Source organism: Actinoplanes campanulatus (genome assembly GCF_014647795.1).
Taxonomy (GTDB): Bacteria; Actinomycetota; Actinomycetes; order Mycobacteriales; family Micromonosporaceae; genus Actinoplanes; species Actinoplanes campanulatus.
Map to the genome: position 1 here is coordinate 253003 of NZ_BMPW01000015.1, position 18275 is coordinate 271277.

Consider the following 18275-nt stretch of genomic DNA (forward strand, 5'->3'; position numbering starts at 1 on the left):
GATCATCCGGGAGGGATCGGCCGAACCGGTGAGAGGTGCGCCGTGACATCGATCGGCACACTCGCATGCGTGCGTACTCCCCGGGTGAGGTTCTTTCTCGGTCTCGGCTTCTATCTGGCGGCGGCATCGACGGCCGCGCTCGTCCCGTTCCTCACGCTGTCCGGCTATCCGGCGCTGATCGGCCCGATCCTGGCCTGCGGCGGCGCGATGGCGCTCAACGCCTGGGTGGTCCGGCCACGGCACGGCCCCGCGGTGGCGGCGGCGCTGGCGGCGGTCCTGCTCTGCGTCGTCGCCGGTGACACCTCGCAGAAGACGGTCCTGGTGGCGGGCGGGCGGGAGACCACCGCGGTGGTCATGGACATCGCGGAGGCCGAACTGGACGGCTACCGCTGGTATCGGCTCACCGAGGTGGGCAGCCTCGACGATCTGGGCCGGTGGGCCGGGCCGGAGGATCGGCTGGGCCCGGGCGAGACGCTGTGGGTGGTCGCCGACCCGGCCGGGCGGGTGGGACCGATGCCGTCGGCGGATGTCGATTTCATCGCCTTCGAGTGGACGGCGACCGTTATCGGCCTGTCCCTGCTCGGGCTTTTCTGCTGGCTGGCGGTTCGCCCACGCCGCAAGGGCCTGGCCATCGACGCTCGTGTCTTCTAACGTGATCCTGGTTCCAAAAAGGACAGGGGGAGCAGATAGATGAGTCACGACGACGTGACGCCAACCCGGCGTCGATCGTTCCGAGTCATCAGCGCGGCGGCCGTCGCCACCGTACTGACCGTCGCCCCGGCCACCGCCGCGTCGGCGGGCGGTCACGGGCATGGCGACCGGTGCGACAAGAACGCCAACGACACGTACGCCGAGGTGCTCAAGTGCGTGACGGTGGACGGCGTGCTGGACCACCTGAAGGTGTTCCAGAAGATCGCTGACCGGAACGACGACGTGTACTACCCGGGCAGCCGTGCCGCGGGCACCGAGGGGTATGCGAACAGCGTCCGCTACGTGTCGGCGCTGCTTCGCAAGGCCGGTTACAAGGTGACTCTGGACCCGTTCGAGTTCACCTTCAACTACCCGGCACTGCTCGAGCAGCTCACCCCGGTGAGCGCGGAGTACGCGACCGGCGCCTTCACCAACAGCCAGTCCGGTGAGGTCACCGGCACGGTCATCCCGGTGGACGTCAACCTGACCGGCGACCGGGCCACCACCAGTGGCTGCTCGGCCGACGACTTCACCGGCCTGAACTTCACCGGGGCGAACGACATCGCCCTGATCCAGCGCGGTGGCACCACCCCGGAGGGCGCGGCGTGCAGCTTCGCCGTCAAGGCGCAGAACGCGCAGGCGGCCGGCGCGGAGGCCGTGATCATCTTCAACCAGGGCAACGACCCGACCCGTGAGGGCCTGATCGTCGGCACCCTGGGCGTGGACCACGGCGTCACCATCCCGGTTGTCGGCGCCAGCTTCGCCGACGGTTCGGCGCTGGCCGCGGCCGGCTCGACCGCGCACGTGCGGGTGCTGCCGTCGGAGACCCGGACCGACTACAACGTGATCGCCGACCTGCCCGGCCGGAACAAGAACAACATCGTGTTCGCCGGCTCGCACCTGGACAGCGTGACCGAGGGCCCGGGCATCAACGACAACGGCTCCGGCTCGGCCGCGATCCTGGAGACCGCGCTGACCCTGGCCAAGAGCAAGCCGCAGAACAGCCTGCGGTTCGCTTTCTGGGGCGCCGAGGAGGAGGGCCTGATCGGTTCCACGGCGTACGTCGAGGAGCTGCCGCAGGCCGAGAAGGACAAGATCGCGCTCTACCTGAACTACGACATGGTCGGCTCGCCGAACTACATCTTCCAGGTGTACGACGCGGACCAGTCGTCGTTCCCGGCGCCGGTCGTGGTGCCGGAGGGCTCGACCGCGCTCGAGGACCTCTTCGAGTCGTACTACACCTGGAAGGGCCAGCCCTACGACGACGCCGAGTTCTCCGGTCGTTCCGACTACCAGGCGTTCATCGAGGCGGGCATCGCGTCGGGTGGCCTCTTCACCGGCGCCGAGGTCGTCAAGACCGAGCAGCAGGCGGCGATCTGGGGTGGCACGGCCGGCGCGTCGTTCGACCCGAACTATCACCAGCCCGGCGACAAGATCGACAACCTGAACCTGAAGGCGCTGGAGATCAACAGCGACCTGATCGCCTTCGCCCAGCTCACCTACGCCTTCTCGACCGAGTCGGTGAACGGTGTGAAGGGTAAGCCGGTCCCCGGTAAGCCGATCAAGCTGCCGGCCCCGGCCGGTCCGCAGGGCACCTTCAACACCGGTGACGGTGGCGACGAGCACGTCCACCGCCCGGCGGCGTGACGCACTGAACGAGGAAGGCCCGCCCCGGCATCGGGGCGGGCCTTCTCCGTTCGGCTGTCAGATGTCGCGGCCGCCCGGCTCGGGCGCCGCGGTCAGGTCCATCAGCTGCTGCTGGACGTGGTTGGTCAGCGCCTCCTGGTAGCTGGTGGCGAGCTGAGCCAGCCGCTCGATCTCGTCGAGCGCGGCGGCCCGCTTCTCCACCAGGCTGTCCATGGCCTCGGTGTGGTTGCGGCGGGCGTCCGACTCGATGGTGGCCGCCTTGATCTGCGCCTCGCTGGTGAGCTGGTCGGCCTTGTCGCGGGCGTTGGTGATCACCGTCTCCGACTCGCGCTGCGCGTCGCGCATGTGCTCGTCGGCGGTCCGCTGAGCCATCATCAGCACCCGCGAGTTGCGGTCGTCGTCGCCGGCGATGGTCGGCATCGCACCGGACGGGGCGGCCTGGCTGCGCGCCCGCTCGAGCTGGGACTGCATGTTCCGCGCGTTCTGCTCGGCGCGGGCCCGGGCCTCCTGGAGCCGCTCCAGCTGGGCGGCCAGGTCGGCGAACTCGTTGTTGAGGACCATGGTCGCGGCCGGGTTGCCGCCGCCCCCGCCCCCGCCGCGCGCGAGCGTGTCCTTCAGGGCGCCGTTCTCCTCCAGGAGGCGGGTCAGCTCCCCCTCCACCTCGTCCAGGAAGGCGTCGACCTCTTCCTCGTCGTATCCGCGCTTCCCGATCGGCGGCTTCTTGAACGCCACGTTGTGAATGTCAGCTGGAGTGAGCGGCATCGTGCTCCTCGGTTCCCCTCGTTTGGGTCGTGCGGCCCGAAATCCTACGCAACGGCCCTGTGCCCCTGCCGTGGGCATGATCAAGCAGGCTGGGGCCCCGCGAAATCCCACCGAGACTACCGGCGCCCGAAGCGGCGCGCACGTCCCGGACGTCCGCATCACACTGGAGTTCGCGGGCGCTGAGCAGACTCGCACGTTACCCCACATCGGCGGCGCGAACGTGATAAAGGCGGATCGCCGGATCCGGCGGACACGGCCCGGCTCCCGGCGTAGATTCCCGAAGATGAGGGCAAGACGATTCGGAATCGTGTTCTGCCTGATCACGGCCCTGCTGAGCCCGGTCGCGCCGGCCACCGCCGCCGCGCCGCCCGGTGGGCGTGAGTTCCGGCAGGGATACAAGGACGGCTTCGCGTACGGGCTGGAGTTCGCCCGGACCGATTGCAAGAAACCGATCCGGGCGCAGAGCATCAAGGACAACGACTACTGGCGCGGTTACGCGGTGGGGTTGGACCGCGGGTTCGACGCCGGTTACAAGCTGTACTGCTAAAGCTCAGTGCCAGAAGACCGCGACGGCCGCGTTCACCAGGGTGAGCGTGATGATGCCGATGAAGTGGCCTTTGTTGACCTCGTCGCGCTTACGCGGGATGAAGACCATGATGAAGATCATCACGGCGAGGAGCAGCTTCACGCCGAGCTTGACCGGATCGGGCTCATCGTCGCCGCCGCCACGCAGCGGCGCGGAGAGCGCGATGCCGCTTGCCAGCTGGATGATGGAGCCCCACAGGATCGCCGGGTTGATCCGGAACTTGCCGGACAGGAACTGCGTGATGGCGCCGCCGAGCAGCAGCGCGAACCCGACCAGGTGTATGAAGAGAAGAATCAGCCGCAATGCTTCCACGACTCGGAAGCTTGCCAGGGCGCTCACCTGCGGATCGTCACCGGGGTCCGGCGGGCGATCACCGGCTCGGCCGCGAAGAGCAGCAGCGCCAGCAGGGCGAGCAGTCCGCCGGCCAGCGCGGTCGCCCGGGCGCCCGGCCCGCTGAGCACCGCCGCGCCGAGCAGCGAGCCGCCCGCGATGCCGACGTTGAACGCCACCGAGTTGCCGGCCGAGGCCATGTCGGTGCTGCCGGGCGCCACCTCGAGGACCCGGTTCTGCAGGGCCGGGGTGAGCGCGCCGATGCCGAAACCGGTGACCGCCAGCAGGACCGCGGTCACCGGGCGGGACTCGCCGACCGCGTACTGGGCGATCAGGGCGGCCGCCACCAGCAGCACCGATCCGGTGACGGCGCCGCGCTGCCAGCGGTCACTGGCGTAGCCGCCCGCCGCGATGCCCGCGAAATCGGCGAGACCGCGGGCCAACAGCAGGGGTGCGACGGCTGCGGCCGCGAACCCGGTCACCGCCGTCAGGAACACTTCGGTGTACGTGAAAGCCGTGTACAGCCCGGCAACCGACAGGGTGGTCACCGCGACGACGACGGCGTACCGGCGGGCGTCCGGACTGGTGCCGGTGGCCGCGTGGGTCTCCGCGACCCGCACGTCCGGCATGCCGGCCAGCAGGGCGATGAAGGCGGCCAGCGCGAGCCCGGTCAGGGCCAGGAACGCGGACCGCCAGCCGTACTGCTGGCCGAGCCAGGCGCCGGCCGGGACACCGAGCATCGGGCCGAGCGACGCGCCCGCGAACACCACGGCGCTGACCCGGCCGCGGACGGTCACGTCGAACATGGCGGCGACGACCGGGGCCACCACGGCCCAGAAGATCGCCTGGGAGAGGGCGGCGCACAGCCGGGCGGCGAGCAGCACCCCGTAGGTGGGCGCCAGGGCGGACAGCAGGTTCGCCACGGTCAGGGCGAACAGCAGGGCGACGAGCAGCCGGCGGCGCGGGATGTTTCGGGTGCCGTAGGTCAGGGGGATCGTCACGATCGCGACCGTCACGGCGTACCCGGTGATGAGAAGACCCACGGCCGCGCGCGAGACGCCCAGGTCTCCGGCGATCAGCGAAAGGATGCCGATGGGCATCGTCTCGGTGGCCACGTAGCAGAAGGCCGACGCGGCGAGGGCCGACATCGCGATGATCCGGGTGCGCACCGGCCCACCGTAGCGAAACGCTTCGATGTCATGGGGGTACATCGATCGACAGACCCCCACGGAACCCGTATGTTAGTCCCGGTTCTCGTCCGGACGACTTACGGAGTTCACAGCGGTGCACGACCGGGACGATGAGGGACCCAGCCGGCTGCGGATCGGCGGTTGGCTCGCCTCGGGTGGCCGGCCGCCCGCCGGCGCCCGGGCACTGCCCGGCCGCCCGGCACGCCGGGCACTGCCCGCCGCGCCACCGTCGAAGGAGCTCGTGCTCGCGAAACCCGGCGGGACCACGGACGGAATCCACATCGGGCGGCACCGCTCCGGCCGCCGCTGGTGGCGTCTCGCCGCCGCCTCGGCCGCCGGCACCCTCGTGGTGATCGGCATCGTCCAGATGGCCGGCGCCGGCGACCCGGCCACCACGCCCGCGGCCGCCCCGCCGGCGCCGCTGCCGGCCGACCTGCCCGACGGCTACTGGTCCCTGACGACCCCGTCGGCGGAACCGGAGGTGCCGGTCTCGATCGCACCCCCGCCCTCGTTCTCGGCCGGCCCGGTGCACACCCGCGTCCCGACCACCGCCCCGCGCTCCCCCTCCGCGACGCCGGCGCCGGTCACCCCCCCGGTGTCGGTCACCGCGGGCACGATCCCGTCGGTGGTCGACCTGAGCGCCGAGGGCTCCCGCGACTGGGTGCACTGGGGCCTCACCGGCGCCGACTCGGTGAACCGCCGCAGCGGCACCGCCCAGATCGAGGACCTGGGTGGCAGCCCGCGCGGCCGCTACGACAACAATCCGCAGCTCTACCGCTGGTCCGGCGGCACCCCGACCGGCTCGGCCGGCCGCACCCCGACCGGCGTCTACGCCTGCGGCCAGGGCGCCACCATCACGCTGCGGGCCCCGGCCGGGCCGGCGACCCGCACGCTGCGTGTCTACGCCGGCGTGTGGATGGCCGCCGGCCGCCTCACCGTCACCGTGGACGGCGCGAGCGCCACCCGCACGCTGGAGAACCGCGAGGCGATCAGCACCCGGCGCTTCGAGATCCGCTACCGCGCCAAGGCCGGCTCCAGGCTGACCGTCACCTGGACCGCCACCGCCGTCCACCACCCCACGTGCGGAAACGTCGACCTCCAAGCCGCCACCCTCAGCTGATCAGGGCAGCGGCAGCCGCTATCCCCCGCACGGCTGGTGACTAAGATGGCGGTGTGAGCGCTGAGGCAATCGGCAGGCAGATGCCAGCAGTCGTGTCGCTCGACGATCTTGCGGCGATGAATGAGGCCGACACGCATGGCCACCGCTACGAACTCAGCCCCGAGGGAGCGTTGTCGGTCATGCCACCGGCCGATTCAGAGCACGCCGCGATCGCAAGCCGCCTGTTGATCTGGTTGGCGCTGGCCGGCTGGCCGGGTGATCAAATCCTGCAGGCGGTGGGCATCAAACTCACAGGGCCGGCAGGTGACGGCGGCCGGATACCGGACCTGACCCTCTGGTCGGCTGCTCAGCACCGCGGTGTGTGGCTGCCGATCAGCGACCTGCTGCTGGCCGTCGAGATCGTCTCGCCGGGATCAGCCGCGATGGACCGGACCATCAAGGTGCAGGAGTATGCCGCCGCGGGGATCCCGAGGTACTGGCTGGTCGACCGGGACGCCGCGCAGACGGTCACGTTGCACTCGATCGGCGCCGACGGCGCCTACGAGGTGACGGCGACGATGCCCCTCGCCTGGCTGCTCCAGACCACGCCCGCCGACCACGGGCTGGGCGCCTGACGGCTACGCGCCCGGGTAGGCGGCCAGGGGGTTGGCGAAGGCGGCCGGGATGTTCTCCGGCTCCAGCGGGCGGCACAGGTGGTAGCCCTGGCCGTAGTCGCAGCCCAGCTCCCGCATAGCGCGGTGCTGCTCCTCGGTCTCGACACCCTCGACGACGGTGCGCAGCTTGAGAGTGCGGGCCAGTTCGACGACGGTGCGGATCACGGCGAGGTCGGCGACGGTGGGTTCGGCGCGGCTGATGAACGTACGGTCGATCTTCAGTTCGTCGACCGGGAGCCGTTGCAGGTAGGACAGTGACGAGTAGCCGGTGCCGAAGTCGTCGACGGCCAGGCCGACCCCGAGGTCGCGCAGGTCTCCGAGGCAGGCGATGGCCGTACGCGGATCGCTCATCAGCACCGACTCGGTGAGTTCGAGGGTGACCGCGGCGGCCGGCAGCCCGCACTCGGCGAGGGTCCGCTCCACGTCGCCGGTGAACCGCGGGTCGGTGAGCTGGCGCCCGGAGACGTTGACGTTCAGGGTCATCTCGGGGATGGTCCGCCGCCACCGGGCGGCCTGCTCCCCGGCGGCCCGCAGCACCCACCGGCCGATGTCGGTGATCAGCCCGTTCTCCTCGGCGAGCGGCAGGAAGTCGGCCGGCGGCACGTAGCCGCGACCCGGCCGGGACCAGCGGACCAGCGCCTCCACACCGGTGGCGGCGCCGGTCTCCAGCCGGATCAGCGGCTGGTAGAGCAGGCGGAACTCGTCGAGTTCCAGGGCGCGCCGCAGCTCGCCGCCGAGGGTGAGCCGGGCCAGCGCCTCGGCGTGCATCCGCGGCTCGAAGAGGATCACCTTGCCGGGGCCGTCCTTCTTGGCCCGGTACATCGCCACGTCGGCGTTGCCGAGCAGCTCATCGGGGTCGGTGCCGGCGGTGCCGGTGGCGATGCCGATGCTGGCGCCGATGAAGACGTCGCGCCCGGCGATCCGGAACGGCCGCCGCAGCGCCTCGATGATCCGCCAGGCCACCGGGACCGCGTTCTCCGTGGTGGAGCCGCCGAGCAGCACGGCGAATTCGTCGCCGCCGAGCCGGGCGCCGGTGCCGGCCGTGCCGAGGCAGTCCCGGATCCGGCCGGCCACGTGCCCGAGCAGGTCGTCACCGGCCCGGTGGCCGAGGCTGTCGTTGACCGCCTTGAACCGGTCCAGGTCGATGAAGAGGACGCTGACCGGGCCGCCCCCGTCCAGCTTCTCGCCGAGGATCTCCAGGAACAGCACCCGGGTCGGTAGCCCGGTCAGCGAGTCGTGCCGGGCCTCGCGTAGCGACTCGACGAGGGCCAGCCGCTCGGCGGCCTCCCGCTCGCGTTCCTCTCGCAGCCGCCGTTCCGCGGTGAGCAGGGCGATGTTGTGCAGCGCGAGGCCCAGGGTCTGTCCCATGGCCTGGAGAAGCTGCCGTTCCGCCGGGGCGAGGGGCTCGCCGGCCCGGGCCACCAGCAGTGTCCCGCGCGGCTCGGAACCGAACCGGGCGACGCTCAGGTGCAGCTCGCCCAGGCCGGGCAGGGCGAGGACGCCGGGTGACGCGCCGTCCGGCAGGGCGCCTTCCAACAGGTCCCGGTCGACGCCGCGGACCACCTCGACGCCGTCACCGGACAGCATGGCCGCGACCTCGGCCTCCAGGACCTCGGCGGCCCGTTCGACGGCCACGGTGATCGCGGCCTGTTCGTCGCGGGGCTCACAGACCGCCGCGAAGAACTCGGTGAGCTGGTACGTGGACCAGTGGTTCACAGGTTCTCCCTCAGGCCAGCGCCAGCGTGACCACGGTGAAGTGGTGCATGCCGAGGGCGCCGCGGACCCGGGCGAACTCGCCGTTGGTGTAGAACCCGGCGAACGGCACGTCCGGCAGCGCCTCGAGCAGCCCGTCGCGCTCCCGGCCGACGCCGTCCTCGCCGAGGGTGACCCGGCGGGCCGAACAGTCGAAGACCAGGCTGCCCAGAGCCGAACGGCCGGCGAGCATGTCCAGCGCCTGCCGTCCGGACTGGCCGGCCGCGGCGGCGAGCGCGCCCGGGTCGGTCTCCATGAGCCAGGCGAGCGCGCCCTCCGGCACGTCGGCCAGGCAGATCACGGAGCGGTCCGACCGGTCGCCGTCGTGGATCACCCGGATGTCCTCGCCGCTGCGGCGGGACAGGCCCAGCGGGTGCGGGAACGTCGCCTGCCGGAACGCGTCCGGGTCGTCGAGGATCGACTCCTCCAGGCCGAACAGTCGCAGCAGCACGTCGAGCGCCGGTTCGCCGTCCAGCTCGTGGACCCGGCCGCCCCGGCTGCGGGTGACGATCATCGCCGAGCCGGTCTTGCGCCAGCCGTGGGCGATGCCCACCCCGAGCGGCGCGTCCGAGCCGATCGCGACGCCGACCAGCGCGTCGGACAGGATCTCCACGCCGTCGCGGCCACCGTGGAACTGGTAGGTGCGCGTGAAGGTCAGCTGGTCGCCGGCGCAGCCGCCGACCAGGGGGACGGCCGCGCCGGCCACCGAGAAAGCGCCGCGCACGATCTCGTGATGGTTGCCGGCCAGGCCGTCGCCGAGCATCAGCAGCGCCCGGTGCGGGTGGTCTACCGCGCCGAGGCACGACGCGGCCTCGACGCCGGAGTCGCGCAGGCGGTTCGAGATGTCGCGGGAGACATGGGTACGGACGGCGAAGCCGGTCCCGCCCCAGGCCGCCACGACCACACCGTCCTTGCTGGTGGCGCCGCCGCTCAGCTGTCCCGAGGTGCTGCATCCGACGATCACGGTGTCCGCGGCGACCCGCTCGCGGACAGCGTCGAGCATCTCCGCCGTGTGGTGGCCGACCGAGCAGAACACGAACACCACTACCGGGTCGTTTCCGGTGATCGCGGCCGCGGCCGCCTCGGCTCCCGCGGCGCCCGGGTCAGTGAGCGTGCTGTGCCCTGTACCGAACCAGCGGCCGTCCCGGTGAGTGCTGACACTGCGATCCATGTCGCAGTCAATCGGCAGGGGGCCGCCGGGCCTGAGAAAGATCGTGGGGTCAGGCGGCGGGGGCGTGGTAGCGGTCGCGGACGAAGCGGCCCAGGCGGGCGGCGAAGCGGCCGATCGTGGTGGCGGCCGCATGGCGAGAGTCCCAGACGGCGACCAGCCGGATGGAGAGCCGGTGGCCGTTCACCTCCGCCACGAAATAGCGCAGGTGCCGCAACTCCATCATGCCTCCCAGGCATAGGTGGGCTGCCCAGATGGTAATGGACGGGCATGGCGTCCGGTTCGAGACTGGACCGCGTGACCCTCTTCCCCGTGGTCGACCCGGCCACCTTGCAGACCATCACCGAGGTCCCCGATCAGGGTGCCGCCGACGCGCGGGCCGCCGTCGACGCGGCCTCGGCGGCGTTCCGGAGCTGGGCGGGGACCGCGCCCCGGCGGCGCTCGGAGATCCTTTACCGGGCCTTCGAGCTGATGCTGCGCGACCGTGACGAGCTGGCCGCCCTGATCCGGCGGGAGAACGGCAAGTCGCTGTCCGACGCGCTCGGCGAGGTGACGTACGCGGCCGAGTTCTTCCGGTGGTTCGCCGAGGAGGCGGTCCGGCCCGGCGGCGACTTCGGCGAGTCCCCGGCGGGCGGTACCCGTACCCTGGTCACCCACCGCCCGGTGGGCGTGGCCGCGCTGGTCACGCCGTGGAACTTCCCGGCCGCGATGATCACCCGCAAGATCGGCCCGGCGCTCGCCGCGGGCTGCACCGCAGTGGTCAAGCCGGCCGCCGAGACCCCGCTGACCGCGCTCGCCATCGGAGCGCTGCTGCGCGAGGCCGGGCTGCCGGACGGGGTGGTCACCGTGGTCACCACCACCGACGCCGCCGGTGTGGTCGGGGCGTGGCTGAACGACCAGCGGGTCCGGAAGATCTCCTTCACCGGCAGCACGGCGGTGGGCCGGGTGCTGCTGCGGCACGCCGCCGACCGGGTGGTCAACTCGTCGATGGAGCTGGGCGGCAACGCGCCGTTCATCGTGGCCGACGACGCCGACCTGGACGCCGCGGTGGCCGGGGCCATGATCGCCAAGTTCCGCAACGGCGGGCAGGCGTGCACCGCGGCGAACCGGTTCTACGTGCACGCCGCGGTGGCCGGGGAGTTCACGGCCCGGTTCGGCGCGGCCGTCGAGAAGATGCCGGCCGACGCCATCGGGCCACTGATCAGCGCGGCAGCGCTGCGGCGCGTCACCCGCACCGTGGCGGAGGCCGTCGCGGCGGGCGCCCGGATCAGCCACCGCGCCGCCGTCCCGGACGGGCCGGGCTGGTTCTACCCGCCGACCGTGCTGACCGGCGTGCCGGCGGACGCGGAGATCCTCAAGGAGGAGATCTTCGGCCCGGTGGCCGCGATCACCACCTGGACCGGCGAGGACGAGCTGCTCGACCTGGTCAACGACAGCGAGTACGGCCTGGCCGCGTACGTCTTCTCCGGAGATCTGGCCCGTGCCCTGCGTCTCGGTGAGGCGATCGACGCGGGCATGGTGGGCGTCAACCGCGGGCTGGTGTCCGACCCGTCGGCGCCGTTCGGCGGGGTGAAGCAGAGCGGCCTGGGCCGCGAGGGCGCCCGTGAGGGCCTGCGCGAGTTCCAGGAGACGCGGTACCTGAGCGTCGACTGGCAGTGATTCTCCTCGCTCCCTGACGGCTCGTGGAGCGGCCCGGCGATCGGATAGCGTCGGTCCGTTCCACGGCACGGGAGAAGACACATGAAGCGTTACGTAGCGATCGGCGACAGCTTCACCGAAGGCCTCGGTGACACGCTTCCGGACGGCACCGAGCGTGGCTGGGCCGACCTGGTCGCCGCCGGTCTGGCCGCCGACGGTCCGGTGGAGTATGCGAACCTCGCCATCCGCGGCCGCCTCCTGGAGCCGATCGTCCGGGATCAGCTCGAGGCCGCCCTGGCCCTGTCCCCCGCGCCGACGCTGGTGTCCTTCAACGGCGGCGGCAACGACATGCTGCGCCGTGGCGCCTCGGTGGAGCGCCTGATCGACCTCACCCGGCAGGCCATCCGGCGCTGCGCGGAGGCCGGGGTGCCGCTGCTGCTGCTGAGCGGCGCCGACCCGTCCGACCACCTGCCGTTCGGCAGCACCTTCCGGCAGCGGGGCGAGCAGCTCACCGCGGCCGTCGAGGCGCTGATGCCGCTGGACGGGGTCACCTTCGTCGACTGCTTCCGCGACCGGGAGCTGCGCCGCCGTGTCTACTGGTCGGCCGACCGGCTGCACCTCAACGCGGCCGGGCACCGCCGGGTCGCCTCGCTGATCCTGGCCGCGCTGGGCCGGCCGGTGCCGCCGCACGTGCTCGACCCGGGGCCGGCGCCCGCGTTCCGGCCGCTCTCCGAGGCGCGCTACTACGGCGAGCACGTGCTGCCCTGGATCGGGCGGCGGCTGCGCGGGCGCTCGTCCGGCGACGACCGGGCCCCAAAATACTCCGACTGGACGCTGATCACCGCCTGATCTCACCGAAATGCCGCTCTTGCTCGGATCTGGGGCTAATTAAGACGGATGACGCCTATAAAAGGGAGGTAGGAAAAGCCGCATGCGCAGGTGAGGAGCGTGCATGACTACCGTCGCCCCGAGGCCGGTGCCGATCCGGCCTCAACCGGTTCGCCGGCAGGTGAGAGGGACTGCGCTGGCCCGGATCCTGCGGACCACGGACGCGAAGCAGATCGGGATCATGTACATGATCACGTCGATCGTGTTCTACATGGTCGGCGGGGTGATGGCCCTGCTGATGCGCGCCGAGCTCGCCCAACCGGGCATGCAGATCCTGTCGCCGGAACAGTTCAACCAGCTGTTCACCATGCACGGCACGGCCATGCTGCTGTTCTTCGCCACCCCGATCGTGTTCGCCTTCGCCAACTACGTGGTGCCCATCCAGATCGGAGCGCCGGACGTGGCGTTCCCACGGCTGAACGCCTTCGCCTACTGGCTGTACCTGTTCGGCACGCTGACCGCCATGAGCGGATTCTTCACCCCCAGCGGGGCGGCGGACTTCGGCTGGTTCGCGTACACGCCGCTGAGCAGCTCGCTGCACTCGCCGGGCATCGGCGGCAACGCCTGGGTGGTCGGCCTGGCGATCGGTGGTCTGGGCTCGATCCTCGGCGCGGTCAACCTGATCACCACGATCCTGTGCCTGCGGGCGCCCGGGATGACCATGTTCCGGATGCCGATCCTCACCTGGAACATGCTCGTCACCAGCCTGCTCGTGATCCTGATCTTCCCGTTCCTGGCGGCCGCGCTGTTCGCCCTGGCCGCCGACCGGATGCTCGGCGCGCAGGTCTTCAACGTGGAGACCGGCGGGCCGATGCTCTGGCAGCACCTGTTCTGGTTCTTCGGGCACCCCGAGGTGTACGTCATCGCGTTGCCGTTCTTCGGCATCATCACCGAGGTCGTCCCGGTGTTCAGCCGCAAGCCGGTGTTCGGCTACAAGGGCCTGGTCGCGGCCACCCTGCTGATCGGCGCGCTGTCGATGTCGGTGTGGGCGCACCACATGTTCGCCACCGGCCAGGTGCTGCTGCCGTTCTTCAGTCTGCTGAGCTTCTTCATCGCGGTGCCGACCGGCATGAAGTTCTTCGTCTGGATCGGCACCATGTGGCGCGGCCAGATCAGCTTCGAGTCGCCGATGCTCTGGGCGGTCGGCTTCATGGTGACGTTCCTGTTCGGCGGCCTCTCCGGCGTTCTGCTCGCCTCGCCGCCGATCGACTTCCACGTCTCCGACTCGTACTTCGTGATCGCCCACTTCCACTACGTGCTCTTCGGCACGATCGTGTTCGCGGTGTTCGCCGGCATCTATTTCTGGTTCCCGAAGATGTTCGGCCGGATGCTCGACGAACGCCTCGCCAAGGTGCACTTCTGGCTCACGATGATCGGCTTCCACGGCACGTTCCTGGTGCAGCACTGGCTCGGCACCCAGGGCATGCCCCGCCGGTACGCCGACTACCTGCCGAGCGACGGGTTCACCTTCCTCAACACGTTCTCCACGATCTTCTCCTTCATCCTGGGCATCGCCACACTGCCGTTCGTCTACAACGTGTGGAAGTCGTACAAGATCGGCAAGGTGGTCACGGCCGACGACCCGTGGGGTCACGGCAACTCGCTCGAGTGGGCCACCAGCACCCCGCCGCCGCTGCGTAACTTCGACCGCATGCCGCGGATCCGCTCCGAGCGGCCCGCCTTCGACCTGAAGTTCCCGCACCTGGCCGCCGGCGAACAGTCGCTGGCCGGCCCGCCCGAGGGCGGCGCCCGCCCACTCCACAAGGAGTCCGACGGCGGCGCGACCTACAGCGAGGACATCGCCAGCGACGTAGACCGCTGACCGTCACGGCCCGCACGCCGGCGCGTGCGGGCCGTCCGTCCACATCGACGGCGATGGGTACGGTCGGCGGATGGATTGGCTGTCACCAGAGCGATACGCGTCCGAACTACCGGCGGAGGCCGCAAGACTCGCCACCGCGGCGTGCCGGCGGGAGCCCACGGCCGTGGTGCCCACCTGCCCCGACTGGACGGTGCGCGACCTGGTCACCCACGTCGGCACCGGTCATCGATACGCGGCCGGCGTCATCGAGCGAGCCGCGACCGAGCCGGTGCCCTACCGGCTCGAGGAGGCGCCGGCGGACCAGGCGGCCTGGGGCGAGTGGCTCGCCACCGGGGCCCGGCGGCTCACCGGCGCCGTCCAGGAGCGCGGCTTCGAGAGCCCGGCGTGGACCTTCCTTCCCGCCCACCAGACCGCCGGCTTCTGGCTCCGCCGGATGCTGCACGACGAGATCATCCACCGGTTCGACGCGGAGCCGGCCGGCGAAGTGGCGCCCGATCTGGCCGCCGACGGGATATCGGACCTGCTGCTCGTCTTCGCGGCGGCGACCGGCCAGGCGAGCACCGACCCCCGGTGGCGGCAGTTGACCGGCAGCGGCGAGTCACTGCTGTTCAGCGCCACCGACACCACCGATCGCTGGCACATCTCCCTGACCCCGTCCGGCATCGCCTGGCGCGCCGCCGAGGCGCCCGCCGACGTGACCTGCCGCGCCCCGGTCGCCGAACTGCTGCTCATCCTCAACCGCCGTCGCCCGCCCACCCCGGACCAGATCCACGGCGACCGCACCCTGCTCGACCGCTGGCTGGCCCTGACCCGCTTCTGAACCGGCCGCCTCCCGGAGCTGACCCTGCTGGTCATTTGGTCCGCTGTCCGTTCCTCCGGCTCGTTGCGCCGACCAGCGCACACGAAACGGCTTGCGTGGTCGCCCGGCCGCGTCATGGCGGCAGGCCGGGCACACGAACGGCACGACGTGAGCACCCGCCGGGCCCGACAGCGCGGGCGGCCGGGTGGGGTCAGGCCTGGGGAAGTACTCGGGCGATCTTGATCGTGGTGTTCGAGCCGGCGGCGGCCGGGTAGGCGGCGCTGCCGTCGCTGTACGGCTTGAAGGCCTGGTAGGCGTGGTCCTTCACGGCGATCGACAGGCGCCCGCCGACCGCCTTGCCGGTCCCGGCGTCGTAGACCTGCGCGCCCATCGACGAGCCGGACTGCCAGGAGAGGAGCATCCGGTTCGGGCCGTAGGAGACCAGGTGCGGGTGGGCCGACGAGATCCCGGTCCGGACGGTGCTCGTGGACCTGCCGGTGGTGAACTTCTCGAGGCGGACGCCGCCGCCCTGGCTCCACGCGGTCCAGTAGCCCTTGGACTTCGCGAGGACCAGGTCGCCGCCGAAGAGGGTGCCGTCGCAGGTGCCTGCGGCCACCGTGCGGTAGGGGTCGGGCTGGGCGATCCGGCAGGCGTTGTCGGTGGCGCAGACCGTGACGAACCGTTTGGTACGCGGGTCCCAGACGATCCGGGACGTCCAGGCGTGGCTGCACCCGACCTCGAAGGCGTCCTTGTGCCCGCTGACCAGCTTGCCGGCCTTGGTGACCACCTGCATCCGGTCGCCCTCGTGCACGTCGACGCAGTTGCCGTTCTTGACGGTGATCGCCACCCCGAAGTAGGCCGCCCAGTCGGAGCCGTTAGTGGCGAGGCGGCCGTGGTGCTGGTACCACCAGATGAAGCGGGCGCCGTCGTCGTACCCGGTGCGGCCGCTGGTCAGGTTGGTGACCTGGCGTTCCCAGACCAGCTTGCCGTTGTTGTCGAAGCGGATCATGTGCATGGTGTTGCACGGGCTGGACTCGCCGCCGCAGAGCGGGCCGCTGCCGCAGGCGCCCTTGCGGGTGAGCAGGATGACCCCGCCGTTCGCGTCGGCTTGGACGTCCTGGAGGTCGATGCCGGTGAAGCTGGTGGTGGCGCCGGTCAGCTTGTCGTCGCAGCCGAGCCGGCCGAGGTGGACCCTGCCGTCGGTGCCGAGCCAGGCGAGCCAGGAGCCGCCGTCGGGGCGGGCCGCGATGGCCATCGGCAGCTTCTCGGTGTCGCCCTCGCCGCCGTAACCGACCACCTTGGCGGGCAGCCTGATCGGGGTGACGGTGGCGACCGGCTTGGCGGAGACCTTCCGGGCGCAGGCGCCGGCGGTCTTCACCGTGGCGCTCGGGGCGGCCGAGGGCGCGGATGCCGAGGTGGCCGGCGCGGAGGGCGCGGCCGACGCGGTCGCGGGGGCGCCGGCGGAGGCGGGGGACGGCTCCGGAGCCGAAGAGCAGGCACCGACCGCGAGGACGGCCACGATCGCGGTTGTGACCGCTATCAGGCGACGGTTGAGCATGTCCTTTTCCTCGATTGTTTTAAGTTTTTCTTAGGGGCGTCTTAATTGCACGCCAATGCGGCGCGCCGAGAGACATTACCCGTTTTTCGCCCTCGATCAAAGGCGCACCTACCTGCTCATATAGATGCGACTTAATAGGAAGGAAAGCGACTCAGGACAGCCCGAGCGCCGGCTTGCCCGGAACACTGGTCCCGGCGTGCAATTCGGCGAGGGCCCGGCGGGCGTCGACGGCGCCGTCCGCGGTGAGGCGATAGAACCGGCGCGCCGGGCGGCCCTGCTCGGCCGGGTCGATCTCCTCCCACCGGGCCTCGACCCAGCCGGCCTCCTGGAGGCGGTGCAGGATCGGGTAGAGGCTGCCACTGGCCAGCCCGGTGACCTGCATGAGCTCCAGACCGTACCGGTCGGCGCCCGGGTCGGCGAGCAGCGCGGCGAGGATCCGCGCGGTCGGAATCGTGATCCGCATCCGGTCACTCTATCGAAACTCTACATAGGGTCAAGCGCCGCCCTTCTGAACCCTGCGGTGATCGCTCACGTAACCAGTCCCATCGGCAGCCTCATCCCCCGCCCGCGACGCCCGAAGGAGTGCATCGTGAGCTTCGACCAGCACATCTCCGTCTTCGACCTGTTCTCGGTGGGCATCGGCCCCTCCAGTTCGCACACCGTCGGCCCGATGCGGGCGGCCCGTCTCTTCGCCGGCCGCCTGGCCGACGTTCCGGACGTTCCGGACGTTCGGAGCGTCCGCGCCGAGATGTTCGGCTCGCTCGGCGCGACCGGCCACGGGCACGGGACACCGAAGGCGGTTCTCCTGGGCCTGGAAGGCGACACCCCCGAGACGGTGGACGTGATCTCGGCGGACGCGCGGGCCGCCCGGATCCGCGCCGACGGCCGGCTGCGGCTGCTGCGGGAGCGGGAGATCGACGTCGAGCTGGTCCTGCACCGCCGCCGGACCCTTCCCGGTCACCCCAACGCCATGCGCTTCACCGCCTTCGGCGCCGACGGCGCGGAGCTGCTCGCCGAGACCTTCTTCTCGATCGGCGGCGGCTTCGTGGTTCAGGAAAACCATGCGGCGGTACGGGAGACGCGCGGCCCGGTCCCGTACCCGTTCTCCTCGGCGGCCGAACTCCTGGCGCTCACCCGGACCACCGGCCTGTCCATCCCCCGGCTGATGCTGGCGAACGAGGAGACGCTGCGCACCGAGTCGGAGATCAGGTCGGGCCTGCTGGACATCTGGCAGGTGATGCGGGACTGCGTCGACGCGGGCCTGGACGCCGAGGGCGTGCTGCCCGGCGGCCTCAAGGTGCGCCGCCGTGCCGCCACCACGGCCCGTCAGCTGCGGGTGGCCGGTGAGCCGGCCGAGGTCGCGATGGAGTGGCTGACCGTCTACGCCATGGCGGTGAACGAGGAGAACGCGGCCGGCGGCCGGGTGGTGACCGCCCCCACCAACGGCGCGGCCGGCATCATCCCCGCCGTGCTGCGCTACTACCTGGACTTCGTGCCCGGCGCGGACAAGGAGGGCGTGGTCCGGTACCTGCTGACGGCCGGCGCGATCGGCCTGCTGTTCAAGCGCAACGCCAGCATCTCCGGCGCCGAGGTGGGCTGTCAGGGCGAGGTGGGCTCGGCGTGCGCGATGGCGGCGGCCGGGCTGGCCGAGGTGCTCGGCGGCACCCCGGAG

The 18275-nt window shown here is 71.2% G+C and carries 18 protein-coding genes; 10 read left to right on the plus strand and 8 right to left on the minus strand.

Features of this window, described 5'->3' with window-relative positions:
* Positions 1-69: 69 nt before the first annotated feature.
* Both IEZ13_RS27865 and IEZ13_RS27870 read left to right on the plus strand, forming a co-directional pair.
* On the plus strand, positions 70-651 hold the full coding sequence (locus IEZ13_RS27865) for a hypothetical protein (protein WP_183217970.1): 582 nt from the start codon (positions 70-72) through the stop codon (positions 649-651).
* A gap of 39 nt (positions 652-690) precedes the next feature.
* Entirely contained in the window at positions 691-2337 is a 1647-nt protein-coding gene (locus tag IEZ13_RS27870; protein WP_183217968.1) for a M28 family metallopeptidase, read from the plus strand.
* A 57-nt stretch (positions 2338-2394) separates the two neighbouring features.
* On the opposite strand, the gene IEZ13_RS47755 is transcribed toward IEZ13_RS27870, so the two are convergent.
* A complete protein-coding gene (locus IEZ13_RS47755; RefSeq protein WP_183217966.1) occupies positions 2395-3099 on the minus strand; it encodes a DivIVA domain-containing protein in 705 nt (234 codons plus the stop codon).
* A 283-nt stretch (positions 3100-3382) separates the two neighbouring features.
* Between IEZ13_RS47755 and IEZ13_RS27880 the strand changes: the two genes are divergently transcribed.
* Complete coding sequence (locus IEZ13_RS27880) at positions 3383-3646, plus strand: hypothetical protein (RefSeq protein WP_183217964.1); 264 nt, start codon at positions 3383-3385, stop codon at positions 3644-3646.
* A gap of 3 nt (positions 3647-3649) precedes the next feature.
* On the opposite strand, the gene IEZ13_RS27885 is transcribed toward IEZ13_RS27880, so the two are convergent.
* Both IEZ13_RS27885 and IEZ13_RS27890 read right to left on the minus strand, forming a co-directional pair.
* The gene (locus IEZ13_RS27885; RefSeq protein ID WP_183218401.1) at positions 3650-3997 is read right to left on the minus strand and encodes a hypothetical protein; all 348 of its coding nucleotides are present in this window, start codon (positions 3995-3997) and stop codon (positions 3650-3652) included.
* 23 nt (positions 3998-4020) lie between these two features.
* Positions 4021-5184 carry an MFS transporter gene (locus tag IEZ13_RS27890; protein WP_183217962.1) on the minus strand — a complete coding sequence of 388 codons (1164 nt, stop codon included), beginning with the start codon at positions 5182-5184 and terminating at the stop codon, positions 4021-4023.
* 115 nt (positions 5185-5299) lie between these two features.
* On the opposite strand from IEZ13_RS27890, the gene IEZ13_RS27895 reads away from it, so the two are divergent.
* Both IEZ13_RS27895 and IEZ13_RS27900 read left to right on the plus strand, forming a co-directional pair.
* The gene (locus tag IEZ13_RS27895; RefSeq protein ID WP_183217960.1) at positions 5300-6325 is read left to right on the plus strand and encodes a hypothetical protein; all 1026 of its coding nucleotides are present in this window, start codon (positions 5300-5302) and stop codon (positions 6323-6325) included.
* Positions 6326-6417: 92 nt separating this feature from the next.
* Positions 6418-6939, plus strand: coding sequence for a Uma2 family endonuclease (locus IEZ13_RS27900; protein ID WP_229795099.1), 522 nt, complete (start codon positions 6418-6420; stop codon positions 6937-6939).
* A 3-nt stretch (positions 6940-6942) separates the two neighbouring features.
* Here the strand turns inward: IEZ13_RS27900 and IEZ13_RS27905 are convergent, their stop codons facing one another.
* From IEZ13_RS27905 to IEZ13_RS27915, 3 genes are read right to left on the minus strand one after another with little or no spacing between them, the layout of a single operon-like run.
* The gene (locus tag IEZ13_RS27905; RefSeq protein WP_183217958.1) at positions 6943-8694 is read right to left on the minus strand and encodes a putative bifunctional diguanylate cyclase/phosphodiesterase; all 1752 of its coding nucleotides are present in this window, start codon (positions 8692-8694) and stop codon (positions 6943-6945) included.
* 10 nt (positions 8695-8704) lie between these two features.
* Entirely contained in the window at positions 8705-9901 is a 1197-nt protein-coding gene (locus IEZ13_RS27910; RefSeq protein WP_183217956.1) for an FIST signal transduction protein, read from the minus strand.
* A 49-nt stretch (positions 9902-9950) separates the two neighbouring features.
* Entirely contained in the window at positions 9951-10124 is a 174-nt protein-coding gene (locus tag IEZ13_RS27915) for a hypothetical protein (protein WP_229795100.1), read from the minus strand.
* A 71-nt stretch (positions 10125-10195) separates the two neighbouring features.
* Here IEZ13_RS27915 and IEZ13_RS27920 point away from each other — a divergent pair, with 71 nt between their 5' ends.
* The 4 genes from IEZ13_RS27920 (at position 10196) to IEZ13_RS27935 (ending at position 15066) form a co-directional block, all read left to right on the plus strand.
* Positions 10196-11557, plus strand: a complete 1362-nt coding sequence (locus tag IEZ13_RS27920; protein WP_229795102.1) for an NAD-dependent succinate-semialdehyde dehydrogenase — start codon at positions 10196-10198, stop codon at positions 11555-11557.
* A gap of 81 nt (positions 11558-11638) precedes the next feature.
* Positions 11639-12385, plus strand: coding sequence for an SGNH/GDSL hydrolase family protein (locus IEZ13_RS27925; RefSeq protein WP_183217953.1), 747 nt, complete (start codon positions 11639-11641; stop codon positions 12383-12385).
* A gap of 103 nt (positions 12386-12488) precedes the next feature.
* Positions 12489-14246, plus strand: coding sequence for an aa3-type cytochrome oxidase subunit I (gene ctaD / locus IEZ13_RS27930; RefSeq protein WP_183217951.1), 1758 nt, complete (start codon positions 12489-12491; stop codon positions 14244-14246).
* Between the two features lie 70 nt (positions 14247-14316).
* The gene (locus IEZ13_RS27935; protein ID WP_183217949.1) at positions 14317-15066 is read left to right on the plus strand and encodes a maleylpyruvate isomerase family mycothiol-dependent enzyme; all 750 of its coding nucleotides are present in this window, start codon (positions 14317-14319) and stop codon (positions 15064-15066) included.
* Positions 15067-15256: 190 nt separating this feature from the next.
* Here the strand turns inward: IEZ13_RS27935 and IEZ13_RS27940 are convergent, their stop codons facing one another.
* Both IEZ13_RS27940 and IEZ13_RS27945 read right to left on the minus strand, forming a co-directional pair.
* Positions 15257-16603, minus strand: a complete 1347-nt coding sequence (locus IEZ13_RS27940) for a hypothetical protein (RefSeq protein ID WP_183217947.1) — start codon at positions 16601-16603, stop codon at positions 15257-15259.
* A 151-nt stretch (positions 16604-16754) separates the two neighbouring features.
* Positions 16755-17066, minus strand: coding sequence for a PadR family transcriptional regulator (locus IEZ13_RS27945; protein ID WP_183217945.1), 312 nt, complete (start codon positions 17064-17066; stop codon positions 16755-16757).
* A gap of 126 nt (positions 17067-17192) precedes the next feature.
* Between IEZ13_RS27945 and IEZ13_RS27950 the strand changes: the two genes are divergently transcribed.
* Positions 17193-18275, plus strand: a 1083-nt coding sequence (locus IEZ13_RS27950; protein ID WP_229795104.1) for an L-serine ammonia-lyase, incomplete at its 3' end; no start/stop codon positions are given.

Bases quoted from the DNA above. Each gene is read 5' to 3' on its own strand.
- IEZ13_RS27870 (WP_183217968.1), top strand. From the start codon at position 691: ATGAGTCACGACGACGTGACGCCAACCCGGCGTCGATCGTTCCGAGTC.
- IEZ13_RS47755 (WP_183217966.1), bottom strand. From the start codon at position 3,099: ATGCCGCTCACTCCAGCTGACATTCACAACGTGGCGTTCAAGAAGCCG.
- IEZ13_RS27880 (WP_183217964.1), top strand. From the start codon at position 3,383: ATGAGGGCAAGACGATTCGGAATCGTGTTCTGCCTGATCACGGCCCTG.
- IEZ13_RS27910 (WP_183217956.1), bottom strand. From the start codon at position 9,901: ATGGATCGCAGTGTCAGCACTCACCGGGACGGCCGCTGGTTCGGTACA.
- IEZ13_RS27915 (WP_229795100.1), bottom strand. From the start codon at position 10,124: ATGATGGAGTTGCGGCACCTGCGCTATTTCGTGGCGGAGGTGAACGGC.
- IEZ13_RS27925 (WP_183217953.1), top strand. From the start codon at position 11,639: ATGAAGCGTTACGTAGCGATCGGCGACAGCTTCACCGAAGGCCTCGGT.
- ctaD (WP_183217951.1), top strand. From the start codon at position 12,489: ATGACTACCGTCGCCCCGAGGCCGGTGCCGATCCGGCCTCAACCGGTT.
- IEZ13_RS27935 (WP_183217949.1), top strand. From the start codon at position 14,317: ATGGATTGGCTGTCACCAGAGCGATACGCGTCCGAACTACCGGCGGAG.
- IEZ13_RS27940 (WP_183217947.1), bottom strand. From the start codon at position 16,603: ATGCTCAACCGTCGCCTGATAGCGGTCACAACCGCGATCGTGGCCGTC.
- IEZ13_RS27945 (WP_183217945.1), bottom strand. From the start codon at position 17,066: ATGCGGATCACGATTCCGACCGCGCGGATCCTCGCCGCGCTGCTCGCC.